General features: G+C 75.6%; 16 protein-coding genes. 13 read left to right on the forward strand and 3 right to left on the reverse strand.

Going from position 1 to position 21,254, the window contains the following annotated elements; translation table 11 throughout:
* The 13 genes from ABZW32_RS31280 to ABZW32_RS31340 all read left to right on the forward strand — a co-directional run.
* A partial coding sequence (locus ABZW32_RS31280; RefSeq protein ID WP_356222357.1) for a hypothetical protein occupies positions 1-806 on the forward strand: 806 nt, incomplete at its 5' end.
* Positions 807-816: 10 nt separating this feature from the next.
* Positions 817-1,155, forward strand: a complete 339-nt coding sequence (locus ABZW32_RS31285; protein WP_356222359.1) for a LysM domain-containing protein — start codon at positions 817-819, stop codon at positions 1,153-1,155.
* Positions 1,148-2,269 carry a hypothetical protein gene (locus tag ABZW32_RS31290; RefSeq protein ID WP_356222362.1) on the forward strand — a complete coding sequence of 374 codons (1,122 nt, stop codon included), beginning with the start codon at positions 1,148-1,150 and terminating at the stop codon, positions 2,267-2,269. Before ABZW32_RS31285 ends, ABZW32_RS31290 begins: the two co-directional genes overlap by 8 nt.
* Positions 2,266-2,799, forward strand: coding sequence for a phage baseplate assembly protein V (locus tag ABZW32_RS31295; protein WP_356222365.1), 534 nt, complete (start codon positions 2,266-2,268; stop codon positions 2,797-2,799). Before ABZW32_RS31290 ends, ABZW32_RS31295 begins: the two co-directional genes overlap by 4 nt.
* Positions 2,800-2,804: 5 nt before the next feature.
* Complete coding sequence (locus tag ABZW32_RS31300; protein ID WP_356222368.1) at positions 2,805-3,146, forward strand: hypothetical protein; 342 nt, start codon at positions 2,805-2,807, stop codon at positions 3,144-3,146.
* 5 nt (positions 3,147-3,151) lie between these two features.
* Positions 3,152-3,514, forward strand: coding sequence for a GPW/gp25 family protein (locus ABZW32_RS31305; protein ID WP_356222370.1), 363 nt, complete (start codon positions 3,152-3,154; stop codon positions 3,512-3,514).
* Positions 3,511-6,369 carry a putative baseplate assembly protein gene (locus ABZW32_RS31310; protein ID WP_356222373.1) on the forward strand — a complete coding sequence of 953 codons (2,859 nt, stop codon included), beginning with the start codon at positions 3,511-3,513 and terminating at the stop codon, positions 6,367-6,369. The genes ABZW32_RS31305 and ABZW32_RS31310 overlap by 4 nt, the downstream gene beginning before the upstream one ends.
* A 221-nt stretch (positions 6,370-6,590) precedes the next feature.
* Positions 6,591-9,785, forward strand: coding sequence for a putative baseplate assembly protein (locus ABZW32_RS31315; RefSeq protein ID WP_356222376.1), 3,195 nt, complete (start codon positions 6,591-6,593; stop codon positions 9,783-9,785).
* Complete coding sequence (locus tag ABZW32_RS31320) at positions 9,782-11,932, forward strand: hypothetical protein (protein WP_356222379.1); 2,151 nt, start codon at positions 9,782-9,784, stop codon at positions 11,930-11,932. Before ABZW32_RS31315 ends, ABZW32_RS31320 begins: the two co-directional genes overlap by 4 nt.
* A 24-nt stretch (positions 11,933-11,956) precedes the next feature.
* Positions 11,957-13,459: a DUF6519 domain-containing protein gene (locus ABZW32_RS31325; RefSeq protein ID WP_356222382.1), complete on the forward strand. Its 1,503-nt coding sequence runs from the start codon at positions 11,957-11,959 to the stop codon at positions 13,457-13,459.
* A gap of 3 nt (positions 13,460-13,462) precedes the next feature.
* Positions 13,463-16,933, forward strand: a complete 3,471-nt coding sequence (locus ABZW32_RS31330) for a DUF4157 domain-containing protein (RefSeq protein WP_356222385.1) — start codon at positions 13,463-13,465, stop codon at positions 16,931-16,933.
* Positions 16,934-17,015: 82 nt separating this feature from the next.
* A complete protein-coding gene (locus tag ABZW32_RS31335; protein WP_356222388.1) occupies positions 17,016-17,744 on the forward strand; it encodes a BTAD domain-containing putative transcriptional regulator in 729 nt (242 codons plus the stop codon).
* Between the two features lie 238 nt (positions 17,745-17,982).
* Positions 17,983-18,540 (forward strand): hypothetical protein, encoded by a 558-nt coding sequence (locus ABZW32_RS31340; protein WP_356222391.1) that lies wholly within the window; start codon positions 17,983-17,985, stop codon positions 18,538-18,540.
* Positions 18,541-18,619: 79 nt separating this feature from the next.
* On the opposite strand, the gene ABZW32_RS31345 is transcribed toward ABZW32_RS31340, so the two are convergent.
* From ABZW32_RS31345 to ABZW32_RS31355, 3 genes are all read right to left on the reverse strand, one after another.
* A complete protein-coding gene (locus ABZW32_RS31345; RefSeq protein ID WP_356222394.1) occupies positions 18,620-19,732 on the reverse strand; it encodes a SagB family peptide dehydrogenase in 1,113 nt (370 codons plus the stop codon).
* 66 nt (positions 19,733-19,798) lie between these two features.
* Positions 19,799-19,987, reverse strand: coding sequence for a hypothetical protein (locus ABZW32_RS31350; RefSeq protein ID WP_356222397.1), 189 nt, complete (start codon positions 19,985-19,987; stop codon positions 19,799-19,801).
* 15 nt (positions 19,988-20,002) lie between these two features.
* A complete protein-coding gene (locus ABZW32_RS31355) occupies positions 20,003-21,250 on the reverse strand; it encodes an ATP-grasp domain-containing protein (RefSeq protein ID WP_356222400.1) in 1,248 nt (415 codons plus the stop codon).
* Positions 21,251-21,254: the final 4 nt, after the last annotated feature.

Raw genomic sequence — 21,254 nt, forward strand, 5'->3', positions numbered from 1 at the left:
CCGGCGCCGCACGGGGGCGCGGGCGGGGCGCGGGACGCGGGCCGGGCGGTCGCCCGGTCGGTGCACGCTGCCCTCGCACCGGGCTCGCGTACGGGCACGCGTACGAGCTCGCCTACGGGCACCCGTACGGGCCGTTCCGGGCGGGGGCGGTCATGACCGGGTTCCCCGGGGTGCCCCGGGTGGTCCGCGGCGGATTCGTGCTGCTCGATCCGGACACGGGCCGCCCCGTACGGACGGTGGCGTTCCAGTTCAATCCGGACTCGCTGACCCGGACCGTACAGCCGCAGGGCATCGGACCCGAGCCCGGGGACCGGCTGGAGGCCCAGCGGCTCAAGGGCCCGCCCCACGAGACGTACAGGTTCGACGCGGAGTTCGACGCCACCGAGCAGCTCGACGCCCCCGACAGCCATCCGGTGGAGGCCGGGAGCGGGCTGTTCCCGGTGCTGGCCGCCCTGGAGAGCGCCCTGCACCCGAGCGTGGCGCAGCTCCTGGCCGAGGACCGGATGGCCGCCCTCGGGATGATCGAGGTCGCACCCGTCGAGGCTCCGCTGACGGTGCTCGTGCTCGGGCGCAGCAGGGTCCTGCCCGTGCGGATCACGGAGTTCACGGTGGCCGAGGAGGCCTTCGACCCGGACCTGAACCCGATCCGGGCCAAGGTCACGGTCGGCGCGCGTGTGCTGACCGTCGACGACCTCGGCTTCCGCCACAAGGGCGGTCTGCTCTACCTCCAGCACCGGCAGGCCGGCGAGCGTCTCGCCGGGCTCGTCCCCCGCACCCCGTCCGACCTCGGCCTGACGAGTCTGTGAAGGAGTACGCGTGTTCTCCGCCACGAGCCGCTACCAGAACGTCCCGACCGCCTCTCTCACCCTCCCCGACGGCCGGACCGTCACCTACGTCCGGCGCCGCTTCCCCCCGGACCCGGACACCCTGACCACCGTGGGGACGCACGTCGTCGTGGCGGGCGAGCGCCTGGACCTCGTCGCCGCCCGGGAGCTCGGCGACCCGGAGCAGGCGTGGCGGATCGCCGACGCGCACCGGGTCCTGGACCCCGAGTCTCTGACGCGGGTCCCGGGACGGCGGCTGCGGATCACCCTGCCGGCCGGGATGCCGCAGGGCGCGGGCGTGCTCGACGCGGGCGGGGGCCTCGGTGGCTAGCGCCCTGCGGCTGATGCTCCTGATGGGGCCGGTGCTCGCCGTCCCGGTGCCCGCCCCGCTGGCCGACGCCCTGCAGTCGGTCCGGGTCACCACCGCGTCGGGGCAGGCGAGCGGCTTCCAGCTGGCCTTCGCCGTGAGCGCGCGTTCGGTCATCCAGCGGGCGCTGCTGCCCGCGGGCTTCTTCGACCCCGGCGTCCGGGTGGTCCTGGTCTGCGTCGTCGCCGGCACTCCGACCGTCCTCGCGGACGGGGTCGTCACCCAGCAGGAACTGTCGCCGAGCGCCGAACCGGGCGCGTCGGTGCTGACCGTCACCGGCGAGGACCTGACGGTCCTGATGGACGTCCGGCACGAGCGGGCGTACTTCCCCGGGCTGCCGCACCAGGCCCGCGTCGCGGCGATCTGCGCCAAGTACGCCGTCTACGGGATCGCCCCGGTGGCGGTCCCGCCCGTGCTCGCCGACGTGCCGAACCCGGCGGTGCACATCCCGGTGCAGGCGTCCACCGATCTGGAGTACCTGAAGGCCATGGCCTCGGAGGTCGGGTACGTCTTCTTCCTGGAGCCCGGTCCGGTCCCGGGGACCAACGTGGCCTACTGGGGTCCCGAGGTCCGCACCGGACCGGTCCAACCGGCCCTCACCGTCGGGGCGGGGGCCGCTGCCACCGCCGAGTCGCTGTCGTTCACCTACGACGGGCTCTCCCGCACCCAGTACACGGTGACCGTGACGGAGCCGGTCACCAAACTGGGCGTCGACCTGCCGGTTCCCGACGTCGGCCTGCTGCACCCGCCGCTCGCGGCGCGGCCCGCGGTGACGCTCAAGCAGGAGCCGCTGCCCGACGTCGGCGACCGGTCGCCGGCCGAGGCGCTGCTGCTGGGGCTGAGCCGCACCTCGACGGCGGCCGACGCGGTCCGCGGGACGGGCAAGCTCGACGTGCTGCGCTACGGGCACGTGCTGCGCGCCCGCCGTCTGGTGGGCGTGCGCGGCGCCGGACCGGCCTACGACGGGCTGTACTACGTCTCCAGCGTGACCCACGACATCCGGCGCGGCGAGTACAAGCAGGGGTTCACCCTCACCCGCGACGGCCTCGGCTCCCTGACCCCGGCGGTGATCCCGTGACGAAGGACGCGAAGAAGTACCACGGCCTCTTTCAGGGGGTGGTGGCCTCCAACCTCGACCCGTTGCGCTCCGGGCGGCTCCTGGTGCGGGTGGCCGACGTGCTCGGCGACGCCCCCTGCATCTGGGCGGACCCGGTGACCCCGCTGGCCGGACCCGCGAGCGGGATGTACGTCGTCCCGCTGGCCGGCTCCGGCGTCTGGGTCCAGTTCGTCGACGGCGACCCCGACCGGGCCGTGTGGACGGGGTTCTGGCGCGGCGGGGCCGAGGAGTTGCCGCCCGCCGCGCGGGCGGCGCCGGACGGCGTGCCGCAGGTGGTCATCGGGACGCCCGCGCAGAGCTGCCTGCTGATCTCCGACCTGGCGGGGCCCACGGGCGGCATCCTGCTCCAGCTCAAGGGCCCGGCGGGACCGTACATCCGGCTCTACGAGGGCGGGATCGAGATCGGTGCCTCCGCCTCCGGACCGACGATCAAGGTGACGCAGGCCGGGATCGACCTCGGCAACGGCGCGCTCACCGTGCTGCCGGGGTGAGCGCGATGCCCGGAACCGTGGTGACGACCGCGACGGCGGTCACCTGTGGGCACCTCGCCCCCGTACGCAACACCCCCGCGCAGACCCGGGTGCTGGCCGGCGGCGCACCGCTGGCCACCGCCGCCGACCAGCTGGTGGTCACCGGCTGTCCCGGGGTGTCCGGTTCGCCGCCCTGTACGACGGTCCGCTGGACGGGACTGGCCTCACGGCTGCTGGCCGGCGGCCGGCCCGTCCTCGTACAGGCCCTCCCGCCGGCCGGTCCGGTGCCCGGCTCGGGCGTGTGCGCCGGGCCGCCCCCGACGACCCCGCTGGTCCTCGCCGGCCAGCTCCGCGTGACGGCGGGGTGAGCGCCGTGGACGTCGACTTCCCGTTCGGGACCGCGGCCACCGGCCGCACCCGGCTCACCGGCACCGAGGACCACGTGCGCGACATGATCGAGCAGGTGCTCTTCACCCGTCCCGGGGAGCGGGTGGTCCGGCCCGACTTCGGCTGCGGCCTGCTCGACCTGGTCTTCGAGCCGAACGGCCCCGACCTCGCGGCGGCCCTCCAGGTGACCGTGCAGACCGCCCTGCACCGCTGGCTCGGCGATGTCCTGGCCGTCCGGTCCCTCTCCGTGACCGCCGAGGACGCGGCCCTGCGGATCGAGATCGGCTACGTACTCCTGGCGACCGGCGCCGTCCGGACCGAGGCCTTCGACAGCGGGGTGATCAGGTGAACGGGGAGCACGTCCTCGGTGTCCGCGAGCGCGACGCGCGGGCCGCCGGTCTGGCCGGGATCGAGTCCGTGACGGTGGACGAGGGCCGTACGCGGCTCGCCGTCAGCCTCTTCGGTCCGGTGCCCGGGGAGCTGGTGCCGGCCAACTTCCGGATCGACGGCGGGGTCGTCGCCCGGGACCTGCGGGTGGTGTCGGTCGAGACGGATCCCGGTCGCGGCGACGACGCGGAGGGGGAGCCGCCCGGCCGGGTGCTGTTGCGGGTGGACCGGCCGGGCGACGTGTCCGAGTACCGCCTGTCCGTGGTGCGGACGGACGCCTTCGGGCGGCCGGGCACCGAACCCCCGGAGGGCTTCGACCCGTTCTTCGCGTCCGCCGGGTTCACCTTCGGCCAGGACTGCCCGGCGACGGTGGACTGCCGGCCCGGTCCGTGTCCGCCCGGGGTGTTCCCGGAGCCGGTCGTCGACTACCTCGCCAAGGACTACGCGGGACTGCGCCGCGCGCTGCTGGAGCGGCTCTCCCTGACGCTGCCCGCATGGGGCGAGCGGCACGCCGCCGACATGACGGTCGCCCTCGTCGAGCTCCTCGCGTACGCGGGCGACCAGTTGAGCTACGAACAGGACGCGGTCGCCGCGGAGGCCTACCTGGACACCGCCCGGCTGCGCACCTCGGTCCGCCGTCACGTGCGGCTCGTCGACTACCCGATGCACGACGGCTGCGCCGCGCGGGCGTTCGTCTGCCTGTCCTGCGACGCGCGGACCACCCTGCCCGCCGGGACCTTCCGGTTCCGGGCCGGCGGGCAGGTCTTCGAGCCCGTGCGCGCCGAGCCGGTCACCGTCCGGCCGGCGCACGGCCGGATCGGCCTGTGGAGCTGGGGCGAGCACGAGTACTCCCTGCCCGCCGGCACGACCTCGGCCGCGCTGCGGGACGGCGAGGGCGAACACCGGCTGTCGCTGCGCGCCGGGGACGTGGTCGTCTTCGAGGAGGTACTCGGCGCGGCCACGGGACTGCCCGCCGACGCCGACCGCGGGCACCGGCAGGCGGTGCGGCTCGTCGCGGTGCGGCGCGGCGTCGACCGGCTCTACGGGCAGCGCCTGCTGAAGGTGGAGTGGGACGCGGAGGACGCCCTGGCCTTCCCGCTGCGGGTGCGCGCCGTCGGCGGTCCGCAGTGCGTCCCGCTGGACGTCGCCGTGGCCCGGGGCAACACCGTGCTCGTCGAGCACGGGGCGAGCCGCACCTGGTGCGGTGCGCAGCCGGAGCGGGTCACCCGGCCCGCGCGGCCCCCGGGGGCCGCGGGCTGTCCGTGCCCGCCGGAGTCCGGGTGCGCCGATCCGGGCGGTCCGGCGGAACTGCCCGCGTACCCGCCGACGGAGGACCGGTTCGAGCCGCGGGTACCGGGCGACGGCGCCGCGGCTCCGGTCACCTGGAGCGTGCCGTTCCCACTGCCCTCGGACATCGCGCGGGCCCAGGCCCGGCGGCTGGACGGGATCCCGGGCCGTGCCCGGGAGCGGCTGCTCGACCTGCTGCGCTCCGCCGAGAGGGGACACCGCCCCGACGGGGCGGCCCTCGCCTGGCTCGCGACCGTGTTCGGCGCCGCCGCCCTGCGCCGGCTGCCCCTGGGCACCGAACCGGTGGCGGCGCTGCGCACCCTCGTGGCCCGTTTCGAGGAGCTGCTGGAGCGCAAGCTGGCCCGGCTGCGGGAACTCGCCCGCCGGGCACGGGCCGGGTACGTCCTGCGGGCCGCCGACGAGGGCTGGGAGATCGGGCAGGGCTGGGGCGCCGCCGAGGGCGGGGCGCTCGACCCGCAGCTGCCGGTCTTCCACGGGCCGGCCGCGCGGGCGCTGGCACCCGATCCGCGCGCGGCCCTGCCGGTGGTGGAGGTCCAGGCGGACGACGGCGGCGGCGACAGCGGCGAAGGCGCCACGGGGCCGGTGTGGCTGCCCCGGCGCGACCTGCTCGACTGCGGGCCCGCCGACCGCTGCTTCGTGGGCGAACTCGACGACGACGGCGTCCTCGGGCTGCGCTTCGGCGACGGCCGCCACGGCGCGGTCCCCGCCCCGGGCTCCGTGCTCGCGCTGCGCTACCGGCTCGGCAACGGTACGGCGGGCAACGTCGGGGCGGAGGCCATCGACACCGTGGAGCTGTGCGGGGTCACCGGGGTGACGGTCCGGGTGCGCAACCCGCTGCCCGCGACGGGCGGCGTCGACCCCGAACCGCTCGCCGAGGTACGCCGACGGGCGCCCGGGGAGGCGCTGCGCCGGCTGCTGCGGGCCGTCACCGAGGCCGACTACGCGGCGTTGGCGGGCGAGGTGCCCGGCGTGCAGGGGGCCGGAGCCCGGCTGCGCTGGACCGGCTCCTGGTACGAGGCCCAGGTGGCGGTGGACGCGCTGGGGACGGACGTCGCCCCCGAGGCGCTGCTCGACGGGGTGCGGGAGCGGCTGCACCGGGTGCGCCGGATCGGGCACGAGGTGCGGGTGGGGCCGGCCCGGCAGGTGCCGCTGCGGCTGGCGCTGTGCGTGGAGACCGAGCCGTCGGCGGTGGCGGGGCACGTGCGCGCGGCCCTGGCCCGGGTGCTGGGCCACGGCCGCACGGCCGACGGCGCGCCGGCCTTCTTCCACCCCGACGCGCTCACCTTCGGAACTCCCGTGCGGGTGAGCCGGATCGTAGCGGTGGCGGCGGCCGTGCCCGGCGTCCTTTCGGTCTCGGTCACCGCGCTGGAGCGGCTCTTCGAGCCCTCGCCGGACGCGCTGCGCGAGGGTGTCCTGCCGCTGGGACCGGACGAGATCGCGCGGCTCGACGGCGATCCGGCCCGGCCCGGGAACGGCGTACTGGAACTGCGGATCGGGGGCGGTCGATGAGCGGGCACGGCGGATGCGGGCACGGCGGATGCGGGGGCGGCGGATGCGGGTGCGGGGGAAGCCGGTTCGGGGGAAACGGCGCCGGGAGCGGGAACGGCGGCGCGGGTGAGGGCGGGGGCTGCTGCCGCGGGGGGCCGCCGACGCCGGCGTCCACCTACAATCCGCCGGGGCGTTCCTCGATCGACTACCGCGTCGGCACGCACGGGCGGTTCATGGCCGCGATGCTCCAACGCCTGGCGAGCCGGCCGGAGCTCGACCGGCTGACCGCCCGCACCACCGACGATCCGGCGGTCGCCCTGCTCGACTGCTGGGCGGTCGTCGCCGACGTGCTGACCTTCTACGGGGAGCGCCACGCTCAGGAGGGCTACCTGGCCACGGCCGTCGAGGCGGAGTCCCTGGTCCGGCTCGGGCGGCTGGTCGGCCACCGGCCGCGGCCCGCCCTCGGCGCCGGCGGGTACCTCGCCTACACCCTCGACCCCGGCGCGCGGACCGTCGTACCGGCCGGGTCGCAGGCCAAGAGCGTGCCCGCACCAGGGGGGTTGCCGCAGACCTTCGAGACGGCCGAGGAGCTCACGGCCGATGCCGCCTGGAACACCCTCCCGGTGCGCAGGACGGTGCCGCCCCGGCTCCGGGCCGGCACGGCGCGCCGGCTGGAGCGGCTCACCTTCACCGGGTCCGCGCTGGGGCTGCGGCCCGGTGACCGGCTGCTGCTGCTGTTCGGGTCGGCCCACGATCCGGTCGTACGGGTGGTGGCGGGCGCGACCGCCGACCACCCGGCCGCGCTCACCGCCGTCGACCTCGTCCCGGACTCCCCCGCCGACCCGGCGGAGGCGGCCCGGGAGGCCCTGCTGGCCGTTGCCGGCAGCGGCCCCCGGGTACCGGCCGCGACGGCCCTGCGGGCATCGGTCGCGGCGGCGCTGGAGCGGCTGGCCCCGGACGGGGGCGCCGCGAGCCACGCGTACGGGAGGGTCGCGGACGCCGCCCGGCTGTTCTCGGAGGGCGTGGCCTTCACCACGGCCCGGGGGAACGCGGCGTTGGCCGGGTGGCTGGCCGGGGAAGTGGCCGACGCGGTACGGGCCCTGCGCGCCGCGCTGTCCGCCGTGGCCGCCGAACACCGGCGCAGCCTGCCGGAGGTCGAGTACCTGCGGGCGCTCGCGCACGCGCTGGCCTGCCCCTGCACACCCGGTGAACGGCGCACGGACGGGGACGGCGAGGACGGCGACGCGGACCGGGCCGGAGACGGAGCCCGGTACGGCGACGGCTGCGGCTCCCCGGACTGCGACCGGGCGACGGCGCTCGTCGCCACCGCCGCGGTGCTCCCGGCCCTGCGCCGCACCCCGCCCCGGCCCCCGGCGGCGGGCCGGGACCTGGACGTCGACCCGTGCGAGGCCTGGGACCCCCGCTCCGACGCGGTACCCGGGCTGCTCGCGGCGGCCGATCCCCGGCTGGCCGGTGCGGTCCACCGGGCCTGGACCACGCAGCGGATCGCCCCGCCCCGGGAGAACGCGGGCGTCCAGGTGCTGCGCGTCAAGGCCCGGCCGGTGGATCCGCGCCTGGACCCGCAGGGCGCCCAGGCGCCCGCCGGGACCGAGTACCTCTACCTGGAGGGCCACTTCGACGGGGTGCTGCCGGGCTCCCGGGTGCTCGCCGAGCAGCCCCGCCCGGCGCCCGAGAGCCACCTGGTCCTGGTCCTGGACGTCACCCAGCTGCGGCTGCCCTTCCCCGTCGCGGCGGGCGCGCCGCCGGTCTTCGTGCCCGTCACCCGGCTCACCGTGGACGGCCCGTGGCACGGGGCGCCGGACGCGGGGGGCGTCGTTCCGTACGGGGACATCACCGTCTGGGCGGGGGGCGAGGACCTCGTCCTGGCCGACGACCCGCTCACCGAGGACGTCGCGGGCGCCCGGATCGAGCTCGCGGGGGTCTGCCCCGGGCTGCTGCCCGGCCACCGGCTGGTCGTCTCCGGTGAGCGGACCGACGTCCCGGGGACCACGGGCGTCCCCGGGAGCGAGCCGGTCATGCTGGCCTCCGTCCGCCAGGACGTCGACGCCACCGCCGGCGGGGACACCGTGCACACCGAGCTCCTCCTCGCGGCGCCGCTGACCTACACCTACCGGCGGGACACCGTGACCGTGTACGGCAACGTCGTGCCCGCCACGCAGGGCGAGACCCGGTCGGAGGTCCTCGGCAGCGGGGACGCCTCCCGGGCCGGGCAGTCGTTCGCGCTGCGCGGGGTGACGGCCGCCGCACCGCTGACGTACCTGCCGGCCGCCACGCCCGACGGCGCCGAACCCGCCCTGACGGTACGGGTGGACGGTGTCCGCCGCCCCCGGACCGAGGACCTCGCGCTCCTCGGCCCCAAGGACCCGGCGTACGCGCTCGACCGGGATCCGGACGCCGGCACCGCGACGGTGGCGTTCGGTGACGGGGTCCACGGCGCCCGGCTGCGGAGCGGGGTGGAGAACGTCACCGCCGTCTACCGGGTCGGCGCGGGGCCGGACGGCAACCTGCCGCCCGGCCGGATCACCCAGGCCGTGAGCCGTCCGCTCGGGGTGGGCTCCGTGACCAATCCGCTGGCCTCCACGGGCGGCACGGACGCCGACGGGCCGCGCGACCTGCGCGCCGTGATCCCGCTGCGCACCCGGGCCCTGGACCGGCTGCTGTCGGTACGGGACTACGCCGACTTCGCGCGGGCCCGCGCCGGGATCGGCCGGGCGGCGGCCACCCGGCTGTTCGACGGCCGGCGCGAGATCGTCCACGTCACGGTCGCCGCCGCCGGCGACGTGCCCCTCACCGCCCCGGACCCGCTGACGGCCGGACTGTCGGCCGCGCTCGGCGACTTCGGGGACCCGCACGTCCCGGTGCGGGTCGATGTGCGGGAGCTGGTGCTGCTGGTCCTGTCGGCGGGTGTGAAGGTGCTGCCGGACCACGCCTTCGAGACCGTCGAACCGGCGGTGCGGGCCGCCGTCCTCGGCGTGCTCGGCTTCGCCGCGCGCGACCTGGCCGAGCCGGCCCGGCTCAGCCGCGTCCTGGCCGCCGCGCAGGCCGTGCCGGGGGTCGACCACCTCGACGTCGACGTGTTCGCCGGGATCGGCTCGGCAGCCGATCCGCTGGCCCTCGTCGACCTCGTCTCCGGCCTGCGGGGCGCGGCGGCGACGGTGGACGCGCTGCCTGCGCGGGCCGAACCCCGGGTGCACGTGGTCGGCCACGACCCGACCGGGGCCGCCGACACCCTGACGTCGGTCGCCGTGCGCCACGGCCTGCGGGTGGAGGAGCTCGTGGCCCTCAACCCGGGCCTGCGTTCGCCCGGCCTGGAGCGGGGGCGGCGCCTGGTCGTCTCCGTGTCCGTGCGCCCGGCCCAGCTGGCCGTGATGACCCCCGACCTGCCCCAGACCCTGATCCTGCGGAGGCTGCCGTGACGACCGGTGCGGAGCGGACCCTGTACGAACTGCTGCCGGCCCTCTACCGGCGCAGGGACGCCGAGGAGGGGATGCCCCTGCGGGCGCTGCTGGAGGTGATGGAGGAACAGCGCGTCCTCGTGCGGGAGTCGGTGCGCCGGCAGTACGCCGACTGGTTCGTGGAGACCTGCCAGGACTGGGTGCTGCCCTACATCGGGGCGCTGGTCGGCTACGAGGCGCTGCCCGGGTACGAGGCGGCGCTCGCCCGCGGGGACGGGGCCGCGGCGCGGCTCGCGGCCGCGGTGGCGCCCCGTCGCGATGTCGCCCGCACCTCGGCGAACCGGCGGCGCAAGGGCACCCTGGCCGTCCTGGAGGACCTGGCGCGCGACGTGGCCGACTGGCCGGCCCGGGCGGTGGAGTTCCGTACGCTGCTCGCCTTCGACCAGCCCGTGCGCCGGTACGCGGCCTACGGGCCGGACATCGGGCGGCGGCTGCGCTCCGGGCGGCTGGCGGACCTGCGGTGCGGCGACGAACTCGACCTGGTGGACGGGCCGTTCGACCGCCTCGCGCACACGGCGGACGTCCGCGGGGTCGATTCGGCGCACGGTCCGGGGCACGGGGGCGTCGCGGGCGTCGGGCTGTTCGTGTGGCGCCTGGCCGCCCATTCCCTGACCCGGGCGCCGGCGTACTGCGTCGACCGCGACCGCGGCCACTACACCTTCAGCGTCCTCGGCAACGACACCCCGCTGGTGACGCTTCCCGTGACCGAGCCGGCGCCGACGCACATCGCGGACGAGACGAACGTCCCCGCCTTCATCCGGCGGCGGGCGTTCGAGGAGCGCACGGCCCACTACTACGGGCCGGGCAAGAGCCTGTGCGTGTGGAGCGGGGACGGCACGCCGGTGCCGCTGTCGGCGATCGTCGCGGCGGACCTGTCGCGGTGGGAGCCGTCGCACGGGGGCCGGGCGCCGCGCCGGGGGGAGGTCGCCGTGGACCCGGTGCTGGGGCGGATCGCCTTCGCGCCGCGCTCGGCGCCCGGGGAGGGGCTGCGGGTGAGCTACCACCACGCCTTCCCGGCCCCCATGGGCGGCGGGGAGTATCCGGTGCCCGTGGCGCCCTCCGGGCCGGGGGCGGCCCGCTACCGGGTCGGGCCCGGTGAGGAGTTCGAGCGGCCCGCGCAGGCCGTCGCCCGGTGGTACGAGGACAAGCGGGCCGACCCGGCGCGCCGCGAGGCGGTGATCGAGCTCGTCGGGTCGGTGGCGTTCCGGCAGCGGACCGAGATCCGGCTGGACCTGGGCGACCGGCTCACCGTGCGGGCGGCGCCCGGCAGCCGGCCGGTGCTGCGGCTGCTGGACTGGCACGCCGACCGCCCGGACGCGCTGCGGTTCACGGGGACGGGCCGGGGGGAGGGACCGCTGCCCTCGCTGCGGCTCGCCGGGCTGCTGGTGACCGGCCGCGGCGTCCGCGTCCAGGGGCCCGTGGGCCGGGTGGAGATCAGCCACTGCACGCTCGTACCGGGCTGGTCGCTCGACCGGGGCTGCCGCTGCGAGCACCCCGGTGAGCCCGGCCTGGAGCTCGTGCGCACCCCCGCGTGCGTGGAGGTCCGCGACAGCATCACGGGGGCCGTCCTGGTGGAGGCGGACGAGGAGTGCGCCGCGCCGAACCGGGTCTTCTTCAGCGACTCGGTCCTCGACGCCACGTCGAGCGCGCTGCCCGCGTTCGGCGGACCGGACGGCGGGTGCGCGTACGCCGAACTGTCGGCGCGGGCGACCACCGTCATCGGCACGGTGCGCACCCATGCGGTCGGGGTCGTGGAGGACTCCCTGCTGGACGGCGTGGCGCACGTCGCGGTCCGCGACCGGGGCTGCGTCCGGTTCAGCTACCTCGCGCCGGGCTCCCGCACGCCCGCGCCCTTCCACTGCGAGCCGGCCGCCTCCGGGGACGCGGCCCGGGTCGTCCCCCGGTTCACGAGCACGGCCTACGGGACGCCCGGCTACGCGCAGCTCTCCGCGGCCTGCCCGCCGGAGATCCGCCGCGGCGCCGAGGACGGCTCCGAACTCGGCGCGTTCCACGGCCTGTTCCAGCCCCAGCGCGAGGACGGGCTGCGCCGGCGGCTGGCGGAGTACACGCCGGCCGGCACGTCGAGCGGCGTCCTGTTCGTCACCTGAGTTCCGTCCCCGAGGAGGCACATCTTGTCCGTCGACATCTCGCGCGTCTCGTTCGACCCGTCGAAGCACTACTCGCGGATCGTCCACCAGCAGGGGCGGGTCACCCTGGACGCCGACGCGAACGAGCAGACCGCCGTGCTGCTGCACTACCTGCGCACCGTCGTCGCCGACGTGCTCGGGCCGGCGGCCGTGCCGCGGGGCGCGCCCGGGTTCTCGGTGGCCCGGATCCCGCAGGACCCGGACCGCGACCTCGCGATCGGCGCCGGGCGGCTGTACGTCGACGGCCTGCTCGTCGAGAACGACGTACCGACCACGTACCTGACCCAGCCCGAGGGCCACGTCGACCCCGAGACGGCGCCCGTCCCGGCGGGTCCGGCGCTGGTCTACCTCCGGGCCTGGGAGCGGGAGGTCACCGTGATCCAGGACCCGGCGATCCGGGAGATCGCGCTGGGCGGCACCGGCCCGGACACCGCCGCGCGGGCCAGGGTCGTCTGGCAGGTGGTGCTGCACGGCTTCGGGGAGCGGGATCCGGATCCGGGGGCCGCGGAGGCGCCCGCCTGGTTCCGGTCCTGGCTGGACGGGCTGTACCGGCCGGCGGGCCGGCTGGCGGCGCGGGCCGGGTACGAGCCGGCGGCGCCGTCCGACCCGTGCGCCGTCGCGCCCCGGCCCCGGTTCCGGGGGCCGGAGAACCAGCTGTACCGGGTGCAGGTCCACACCTCAGGGGCGGGCCTGCTGCCCGGCGCGGACCCGGCGCGGCCGGTGGCGCGGACCCGCCGGGGGCGGGGTGCCGCCCGGTCCGCGGAGCCGGTGGCCACGTTCGTCTGGTCGCGGGAGAACGCCTCGGTGGCCCTGCCGGTGACCTCGGTGGCGGGGCCGGTGGTGACGGTGGAGGGCTGGGGGCGCGACCACCGGCTGGGGCTGGACGTGGGCGATCTGGTCGAGCTCGTCGACGACGCGGCGGCGGTGCACGTCGCGGACGAGGTGCCGGGCGGCCCGCCGCAGGGCGTCCACCGGATCGTCGCGGTCGACGTGCCCGGCCGCACCCTCACCCTCGACGCCGACCCCAACGCGGGCCCGCCCGGGGGACAGCCGCCCCCGCAGGTCGGCGGGGATCCGGAACTGCACCCGTACCTGCGGCGCTGGGACCACCGGCCGCCGCGGGGCGAGGACGCCCTGCCCGTGGTCCTGGACACGTGGATCGCCCTGGAGGACGGCGTGGAGGTCCGGTTCGAGGCCCCGCGGCAGCCGACGGCGGCGGGCCCGGACGGGGAGCCCGGTCCGGACGGGCAGCGGGGGCCGGACGGGCAGCGGACGGCGGGTCACTTCCGGCGGGGCGACCACTGGCTGGTCCCGGCCCGCACGATCCCCGGTGACGTCCTGTGGCCGCAGGGCGAGGACGGGCCGGCGGCCGTCGAGCCGCACGGCGTGGTCTACCGGTACGCCCCGCTGGCGTACCTGCCCGCCGGGGAGGGCGACCCCGTGCCCCTGGTGCCCGCGTTCTCCCCGCTGTTCCCCCCGGCGGGGTGAGCGGTGGCCGCGCGCGAGGTGCCCGCCGTCCCCTCCGGGCCCGCCCGGCCCGAGCGGCGGTCGGTGTGGCGTGCGGCGGATCCGCGGGCGCCGGAGCCCGACGAGCGGCTGGAGGCGGAGGCCGACCGGTTCGCCGAGCGGTACGCGTCCCTGGCGCCGGGGACCGTTCGCCCGCTGCCGCGCCCCCTCCCGGCGGCCTCCCCGACGGGGGACGCCGGGGCGCCCCTGGACGCGGCGACGCGGGCGGCGATGGAACCCCGGCTGGGCTGGGACCTGTCCCGGGTCCGGGTGCACACCGGGCCGGGAGCCGCCGCGTCGGCCGCCGCCCTGGGCGCGCGGGCCTACACGGTCGGCGGTCACATCGTCCTCGGGGACGGCGCGCGCCCCGGTTCGGAGGCGGGGCGGCGGCTGCTGGCCCACGAGCTGGCCCACGTGGCCCAGCAGGCGAGGGGCGAGGGTACGGGCAGGATCCACCGCAAGCCCCTGCCCCCGGCCGCGGCGCCCGCGACCAGGAGGGCGCGGGGCGGCGGGAAGCCGTTCGAGTTGCTCGTGACGCGGGAGATGGACCAGGCGGAGCTGCTGCGCCATTTCGTCCGAAAGTACTACCAGACGACGGACGAGCGGGAGGTCGAGCGGCGGCTGCCCTGGTGGCACTGGGAGAAACCGGGCGGCCTGGCGGCGGGCGCCGACGACGTCCGGCGCGGCCGGATCTGGCTGGCCGTCACCGACACCACCCAGGCGGCACTGGACCGGCTGCCGCAGGAGGAGCAGGACCGGATCAACGCGGAGGCGGACGCCCGGTTCTGGCAGCGCAGCGGCCTGCCCGCGGGAACGAAGCTGGGCGGCGGCCCCGAGGACGCCGTGCTGCGCGCCCGGTGGCTCGGGGCCCGCGCGGACGTGACCTGGGAGCACGCGCAGTTGCGGGAGCTCCAGGAGCTGCCCGAGGACGTCCGGCGGATCCTCTTCGCGGGCGACCGGCCCCTGGTCCCCGAGGACTACGAGAAGGCCCTGCGCCTCGCCCGCAGGCTGACCGCCCTGACCCCGGCGCAGCGCGCGGCCTATCTGGACCGGGTGAACGGTTCGACGGGCGACTGGGACGAACTCGAAGCGAGCATCGGCCGGTTCGAGGACCGCGAGCGGCTGCGCGAAGCGGACGCGGCACGCACCGAGGAGGCCGCCTCCGCCCTGTTCGGCTGCGAGGACCTGTACCGGCTGTGGCGGGCCCGGAACACCGCACGCCAGGAGGCCGTCCAGGCGAGTCCGTACGTCGGCTACCAGCCGGACCTGGTGCGCGGGGTGACGGAGGCCGCCGCCCGCTTCGAGGAGTCCCTGGCCCGGCACGGGTTCGCGGGCGAGCAGGCCTTCCTCGACGCGATGGCCGTCTACCGGCTGCGGTTCCGCGACAAGGCCGTCGACCTCGCCCTCGGCGTCCTCGACCACTACGACCACCTGCTGCACGAGGAGCGGGGCCGGCTGCGGGCGCCCGGATACGTCGCCTCCCTCGTCTCCGGCATCGCGGCGTCGGGCGCCCCCGGACTGTACGCGCGGGCCGCGGAGGCGGAGTCGACGGCGCGGACCATCCGGGCCGGGGCGGACCCGGAGTCCGCATTCGAACGGAACCGGGCCGCCGCGCAGGCGGGCGGCCACCTGCGGGAGGCGGCCTCGCTGCGGGATTCGGCGCAGCGGGCGGTGCTGTCCGCGGGCGGCGGCGATCCGCTGCTCGACCCCGGGCGACTCGGCCGGGCCACCGACCTGGAGAAGCTGTCCGGACTCGACGAGGCGGGCGCGCGGGCGTACCTCCTCTCGGTCGTCGACGCCCGGCTCGCGGACACGGTGAGGGCCCGCCAGGAGTTCACGGGGGATCCCGAGCGCGTCTACAGCCTGCCCGACCTGGTGCGGGCCACGAAGGAGAACCTGGGCACGGACGGCGGCACCGTGTACGGGTGGATCGTCGACGACCACGTCGAGGAGGTCCGGCGGTCCCACGTGTTCACGGCCGTGGTCCTCGGCGTCCTCGCCCTCGTCCTCGCGGCCCTCGTCCCCGTCGGCGGCTGGACCGCGGCGATCGCGCTCCTCGGCACCTCGGTCCTGAGCGCCTACCAGGCCGGGCAGGCGCTGGAGGAGTACCGGGCCGAGTCGGCGGACTACCGGCTGTCGTTCATCGAGGAGGAGCCCTCGCTGCTGTGGGTCGGGGTGGCCGTGGCGGCGGCCGCGGTCGACCTCGGGGTGTCGGCCGTCGTGCTCTTCAAGGCGTCGGCGAAGGCGCTCTCCGCGCTGGAGGGCCCGCTGCGCGAGCTGTCGGCGGCATCGGACGCGGAGTCGGCGGCGGCCCGCTACCGGACGCTCGTCGCGAGGATCGACGAGGCCGAGGGGCTCGACCAGGCGGTGAAGGAGGCCCTGAAGAACCGGGCGGCGGCCGCGCGGGGTCTCAACCTGGTGGTCGGCGAAGTCCACGGCAAACCCATGATCTTCATCGGGGCCGCCGATCACCGGCTGCTCAGGAGGGGCCTCTTCCACCTCGTCCGGCTGGGCGCGGACACGTTCACGAAACTCCGCAAGGAGAAGCAGCTCCTCGACCTCCTGGGTGACGTGACGAAGCTGTCCGGCGCGGCCAGGGCCGAACTGGAGGCCGCGTTCTCGGAGGTGAAGCAGATCGTCTCCGTCGGAAAGGCCCGCCGCATGGACGAGACCACCCTGCTGGAGTTCGTCGACCGGTCGGCCGCCGCGCGGAAGGTCGGCGGTTCGAGCGAGTTCGAGTCGATCGTGGCGGACATGCGGGCCTGGCATCCGCCGACGCAGGAGCAGACCGACGCGGAGAAGGCCCTGGTCCGTGCCTGGGAGGAGCTCCGGTCGCGGCACCGGACCCGGGACGAGCTGCTGGCCGAGCTGCGGGCCGGCCCGAAGACGCCGTCCGGGGCGCGCGACGCCGAGCGGATCGAGGAACTGGAGGACAGCTTCAGGGGGTTCGACGACGTCGTCGAACGCGACGGCAGCGGCCGGACGTGGGTGAGGCGGGGTCTGCTGTCCGAGGCGCGGCAGGACGTGCTCGCGGCCGAGGCGCTCGCCGAGAAGGTACGGGTCAACCCGGTCAAACGCATGCGGGCGGCCTTCGACGGATCCCCCGAACGGGCCGAGATCGCGGCGTCCGGAACGGCCGACCGGGTCGGAACGCTGCGGTCGCCGTCGGAGAAACTGGCGGTGGACCACGTCGTCTCGCTGGACCGCATGTCTCGGATGGAGGGCTTCTCCAAGCTGAAGGCCGTGGAGCGCGAGCGGCTGGCGGTCCGCAAGGACAACCTCGTCCTGATGGACGCGTCCGCCAACTCCTCCAAACGGGCGCACAGTTGGTCCACCTGGGAGTACGCCGCGAACTACTACACCGATCCCGCCGACATCGCGAAGTGGAAGGCGAGGGACGCGGAACTCACGGCGACGATCCAGCAGTGGATCCTCGACACGGTCCGCGGCCGCTGAGACCCGTGCAAACCACCCGCACGTGTGCGTTCGGCGGACCGCCCCGAGGGAAGGGAGCAGGGGCAAGGGGGAGAGGGGATCGATGCCGTACGACACGTCGCTCCCGGCGCCGGTACTGCGGCTGCTGGGCACCTTCCGCTACGAGGCCCCGGGCGGCGCGGTCGCCGTGGAGGTCCCGGGGCAACGGCTGTTGGCCTTCCTAGCGCTCCACCGGAGCGTCAGCCGGGGCGTCCTCGCCGGGACGCTGTGGCCGGACTCCGGCGAGGGACACGCGCAGGGCAGTCTGCGGACCACGCTGTGGCGGCTGCGCCGCGGTGGCCGGCACGTCGTCGACGTCCGGGGGGAAATGCTCGCGCTCCGCGAGGAGGTCACCGTCGACGTGCACGCCTTCCGGCGGACGGCGCTGCGCGTCGTGGACGCCGACGGGGATCCGGGGGAGGACCCGGGGCTGGGCCTGCTGTTCGCGGGGGACCTGCTGCCGGGCTGGGACGAGGAGTGGGCCCTCCTCGAACGGGAGCGGCTGCGGCAGCTGCGGCTGCACGCCCTGGAGGCGCTCAGCGCCCGGCTGATCCGCTGCGGCCGGCACGCCCTCGCCCTGGACGCGGCCCTCACCTGCGTGGGCATCGAGCCGTTGCGGGAGAGCGCGCACCGGGCGGTGGTGGCGGTGCACCTGGCCGAACACAACGCGGTGGAGGCGGTCCGCCAGTACGGGGCGTTCCGGCGGCTGGTCCGGGCGGAGCTGGGGGTGGAGCCGTCGGCCCGGTTCCGGGCGATGCTGCCGCCGGGTTCGGCCGCCGGACGCCAGTGCTGAGAGCTTCCGGTCGACAGCTCGCGGTCACCGGGGCAGCATGGTGGGGACGGGCACGTCCGGATACGCCCGGCGGCCGCGCACCGGCGCGGTGGTCGGAGGGAAGCCCGAGGCACGGAGAGGGCGCACCGCCGTCCCCGGGGCTGCCGCCTGCCCGTCGGCACGCGGCCGCACCCGCTCCCCCTCGACTCCTGCGCGTCCTCCGGGGCCCGAAGATCCGATGCCCGATGGGAGCACCCTCATGTACCGACGCACCCGACGCGCCGCGATCACCTCCCTGCTCGTCTCCTCCTTCGTGTGCGGCAGTGCCGTAGTCCTCGCGCCGGCCGCCGGCGCGGCGGTGCCGACCGCCAGCTGCACGGTCACGCCCAACGCGGACGGGACCGCCGTGACCATCTCCGGCGAGGGGTTCACGGCACCGCGCAAGCTCAACGACGGCGAGAGCACCGAAGACCTGAACGTCGACGCGACCGGGCACTTCCTCCTGAAGCGCTTCCAGAAGAACGTCGACTACACCGTCCTCGCCGTCAACGAGGACCAGCCCTTCGTCTTCGTGAACTGCAAGCGCGTCCCCGCGCCCACCTCGCCGCAGGCCACCAGCCCGACCCAGCCCGGCTCCCGGCGTGACCGGGCCGCGGGTATCGCGGCCGGCGCGAAGGCGGGCCTCGCGGCCGCCGCCAAGAGCTGCGCCACCGCGCCGGTGGCGGACAAGAGCGGCCAGCAGCACAGCGACGCCTACTGGAACAGCTGGACCCAGGCTGCGAACCGCGCCTTCCAGAAGGCGTGCCAGAACCGCTAGGAGCGCAGATCGCCCCGGTCCCCGGGAGCCTTCGAAGGCTCCCGGGGACCGGGGCGCGTCACGCTGCGTCCGGCATGCGTCAGGCGTGGTCCGCCGGGTACAGCGCCGCGTGCCGGAAGGCGTCGAGACCGGCGGTGGGCTCGGCGTCCTGCCGGTCCCCCGCCGGAATCCCGGCGGCCAGGACGTACAGGGCCGTTTCGGCGATGCCGTCCACGCCGAGGGCGTCTTCCAGTTCGCTGTCGCGGAAGGCCGCGGTCTGGAAGGGGCCGAGGCCCAGCGCGGTGGCGGTGAGGGCGAAGGTCTGGCCGAGGTGGCCGGCGTTCATCAGCATCACCCGGTAGGCGCGGGGCGCCCGGTACTTGCTGCTCATCCGCTCGACGACCGCCGTCACGAAGACCGTGACCGGGGCTTCGGCGACGGCCTCCTGGTCGAAGCTCAGGTGGGCGGCCCGCTCGCGGGTGAAGGCCGGGTCCAGGAGCTCCAGCGAGTGCTCCAGGACGTTGTAGTGGTAGAGCCCGGGGGTGACGCCCTCGACCGCGGAGACGGCGACGTACGCCTCCAGTTCGTGCCGTGAGCCGCCCGCCGCGCTGGTGCGCTTCATGAGGGCGCCGAAGTCCCGGCCGTCGAGGAACTCGCTGGGGCCGAACACCATCGCGAGGAGTCCGGACAGCACCGGGAGCGGCAGGTCCACCTGCCGGAAGGCCCGGTGGGTGCGCCGCCCGTAGAGGGTGCGGACGAAACCGGCGTCGACGTCGAGGGGGGCGCGGGGCAGCAGGATGCGGTCCGCGGCGGGGTAGTTCTTGAACAGCGCCGGGCGCTTGCCGGCCCGGAAGTCCTCGTTGACCTCGGGGGATTCGGTGTAGGGGGCGTCCTTGCTGGAGAAGTGCAGCGCGCCGGCCTCCGGCGACCAGGTGTCCCAGTGCTCGGCCAGCCGGTCGTCGCGCTCGCGCTCGTCCTCGGAGACGAGGAAGCCGTAGGTGTGCAGTTCGGCGAGGGCCGCGCGGCAGGAGTCCGGATCGTGGTCGGGGAACATCGTCACGGCCTCGTCGACGGTGGTCCAGTCGGTGAAGGCGGCGAGGAGGTCGGCGGCCATCGGCGCGAGCGAGACTTCGGATCCGCCGAGGTAGTTCTGGATGACGAACGCCCCGTCACGCCAGTAGCAGACGAGGTTGTGCGCGCGGCGCAGCAGCATGGGGGTCTCCTTGGTGTCCCGAGCGGGGGCCGGTCGCTCCGGCCCCCGGTCGGGTACGGCTACGGGTCAGCGCTGGTAGTGGATCTTGATGGCGCGGGCCTGGACGGGCTTGGCGGCGAGCTCGATCTTCTTCATGGGATTCTCCCTCTGTCGGTTCCGGCTCCGGGATCCTTTTCCCTTCGCCTTGATGAATACAATTCTGCCGGTCTCCCGGAGGGCGGCCAAGTCACGTGATTCCGGGACCGGTTCGTCCATCCTCCGGTGAGTCCCTCATTCGACGTCGTAGAAATCGCGGCCGTCGAGATAGCGGACGGTGGCGAGGTCGCGCAGCACGCTTTCCAGTACCTCGTGGCGGAGTTCGACGAGCAGGGGGTACGTGAGGTCGTTGACGGTCACCGCGAGGTGTTCCCCGGGATGCACGAATTCCCTTACGCCCATGAAGCTTTCCAGTTTCTTCAGCTCGTCGAGGCCGGTGTATCCGCGCAGGGTTCCCTCCACCGGAGAGATCATGGGCGCGCCGGCGACGAACTGCTCCACCCGGTACCGCTCGCGGCAGCGCTCGTGGAAGCGCTCCGGGCGGACGTAGGCGTCCGCCGTCCAGTTCAGCTGGGACTCGCCGGTCGCGATCCGGGCGTAGTGCGCCGTGCTGCCGCCGCCCATGCGCGCGGCGACCTCGATCACGCACGGGCCGGACGGCGTCATCTTGAGCTGGACGTGGGCGGGTCCGTGGCGGATGTCGAGGGCGTCCAGGACCCGTTCGGCGTAGCGGACGATCTCGTCGAGCCGTTCGCCCTCGTACGGCAGCAGCACCATCCCGTCGCAGAGGTCGAGGACCCCGTTCGCGGTGATGTGCGTCGAGGTCCAGATGTCGCAGACGTGGTGCTCGCCGTCCCGGCTGACCATGTTCAGGGCGTATTCGGGCCCGGCGAGGTACTCCTGTGCGACCACCGTGTCGTTGGGCATCGAGAAGATGTCGTCCGTACCGACGAGCCCCTCGTACGCGCGCACCGCCTGTTCGGGGGTGTCGCAGTAGTTGATGCCGTCGCTGCCCGCGCTGCTGAGCGGTTTCACCACGATCCGGCCGCCCAGTTCCCGGTGCCACGCCTCCAGTTCGGCGGCGTTCGTGACCAGCAGCTGGCGGGCGCCGCGCAGGCCGGCCGCCTTGATCTTCTCGACCATCGCGTACTTGTCGCGCCGGGCGTGGCTGCCCGCCGTCCCGTTGGTCGCCAGGCCCAGCCGTTCGCTGAGCAGGTCGGCGAAACCGACGCCGAACTCGCTGTCCGGGATGACCGCGACCGGCCGGTAGCGGGCGAGTTCCGCGAGGGTCGCGTCGAGGTCCCCGTGGTGCACCACTTCGGCCGCGAAGCCGGTGGGCACCACCGAGGCGTAGAACTCGGGCCGTACCGGGACGCTCTGCACGTGGACGGCGTCGTATCCGCATTCCTTGAACGCGGCGACCAGGCCGCCCGAGCGGCAGGCGGGACTCGCGTCCACGAGCGCGACGTAGCCTTTTACCACCAGA

This window comes from Streptomyces sp. NPDC004667, assembly GCF_040609475.1.
In the GTDB taxonomy this organism is placed as follows: Bacteria; Actinomycetota; Actinomycetes; order Streptomycetales; family Streptomycetaceae; genus Streptomyces.

Coding starts and splice junctions, on each gene's coding strand:
- ABZW32_RS31300 (WP_356222368.1), top strand. CDS start 2,805: ATGCCCGGAACCGTGGTGACGACCGCGACGGCGGTCACCTGTGGGCAC.
- ABZW32_RS31315 (WP_356222376.1), top strand. CDS start 6,591: ATGCTCCAACGCCTGGCGAGCCGGCCGGAGCTCGACCGGCTGACCGCC.
- ABZW32_RS31335 (WP_356222388.1), top strand. CDS start 17,016: ATGCCGTACGACACGTCGCTCCCGGCGCCGGTACTGCGGCTGCTGGGC.
- ABZW32_RS31340 (WP_356222391.1), top strand. CDS start 17,983: ATGTACCGACGCACCCGACGCGCCGCGATCACCTCCCTGCTCGTCTCC.
- ABZW32_RS31345 (WP_356222394.1), bottom strand. CDS start 19,732: ATGCTGCTGCGCCGCGCGCACAACCTCGTCTGCTACTGGCGTGACGGG.
- ABZW32_RS31350 (WP_356222397.1), bottom strand. CDS start 19,987: ATGGACGAACCGGTCCCGGAATCACGTGACTTGGCCGCCCTCCGGGAG.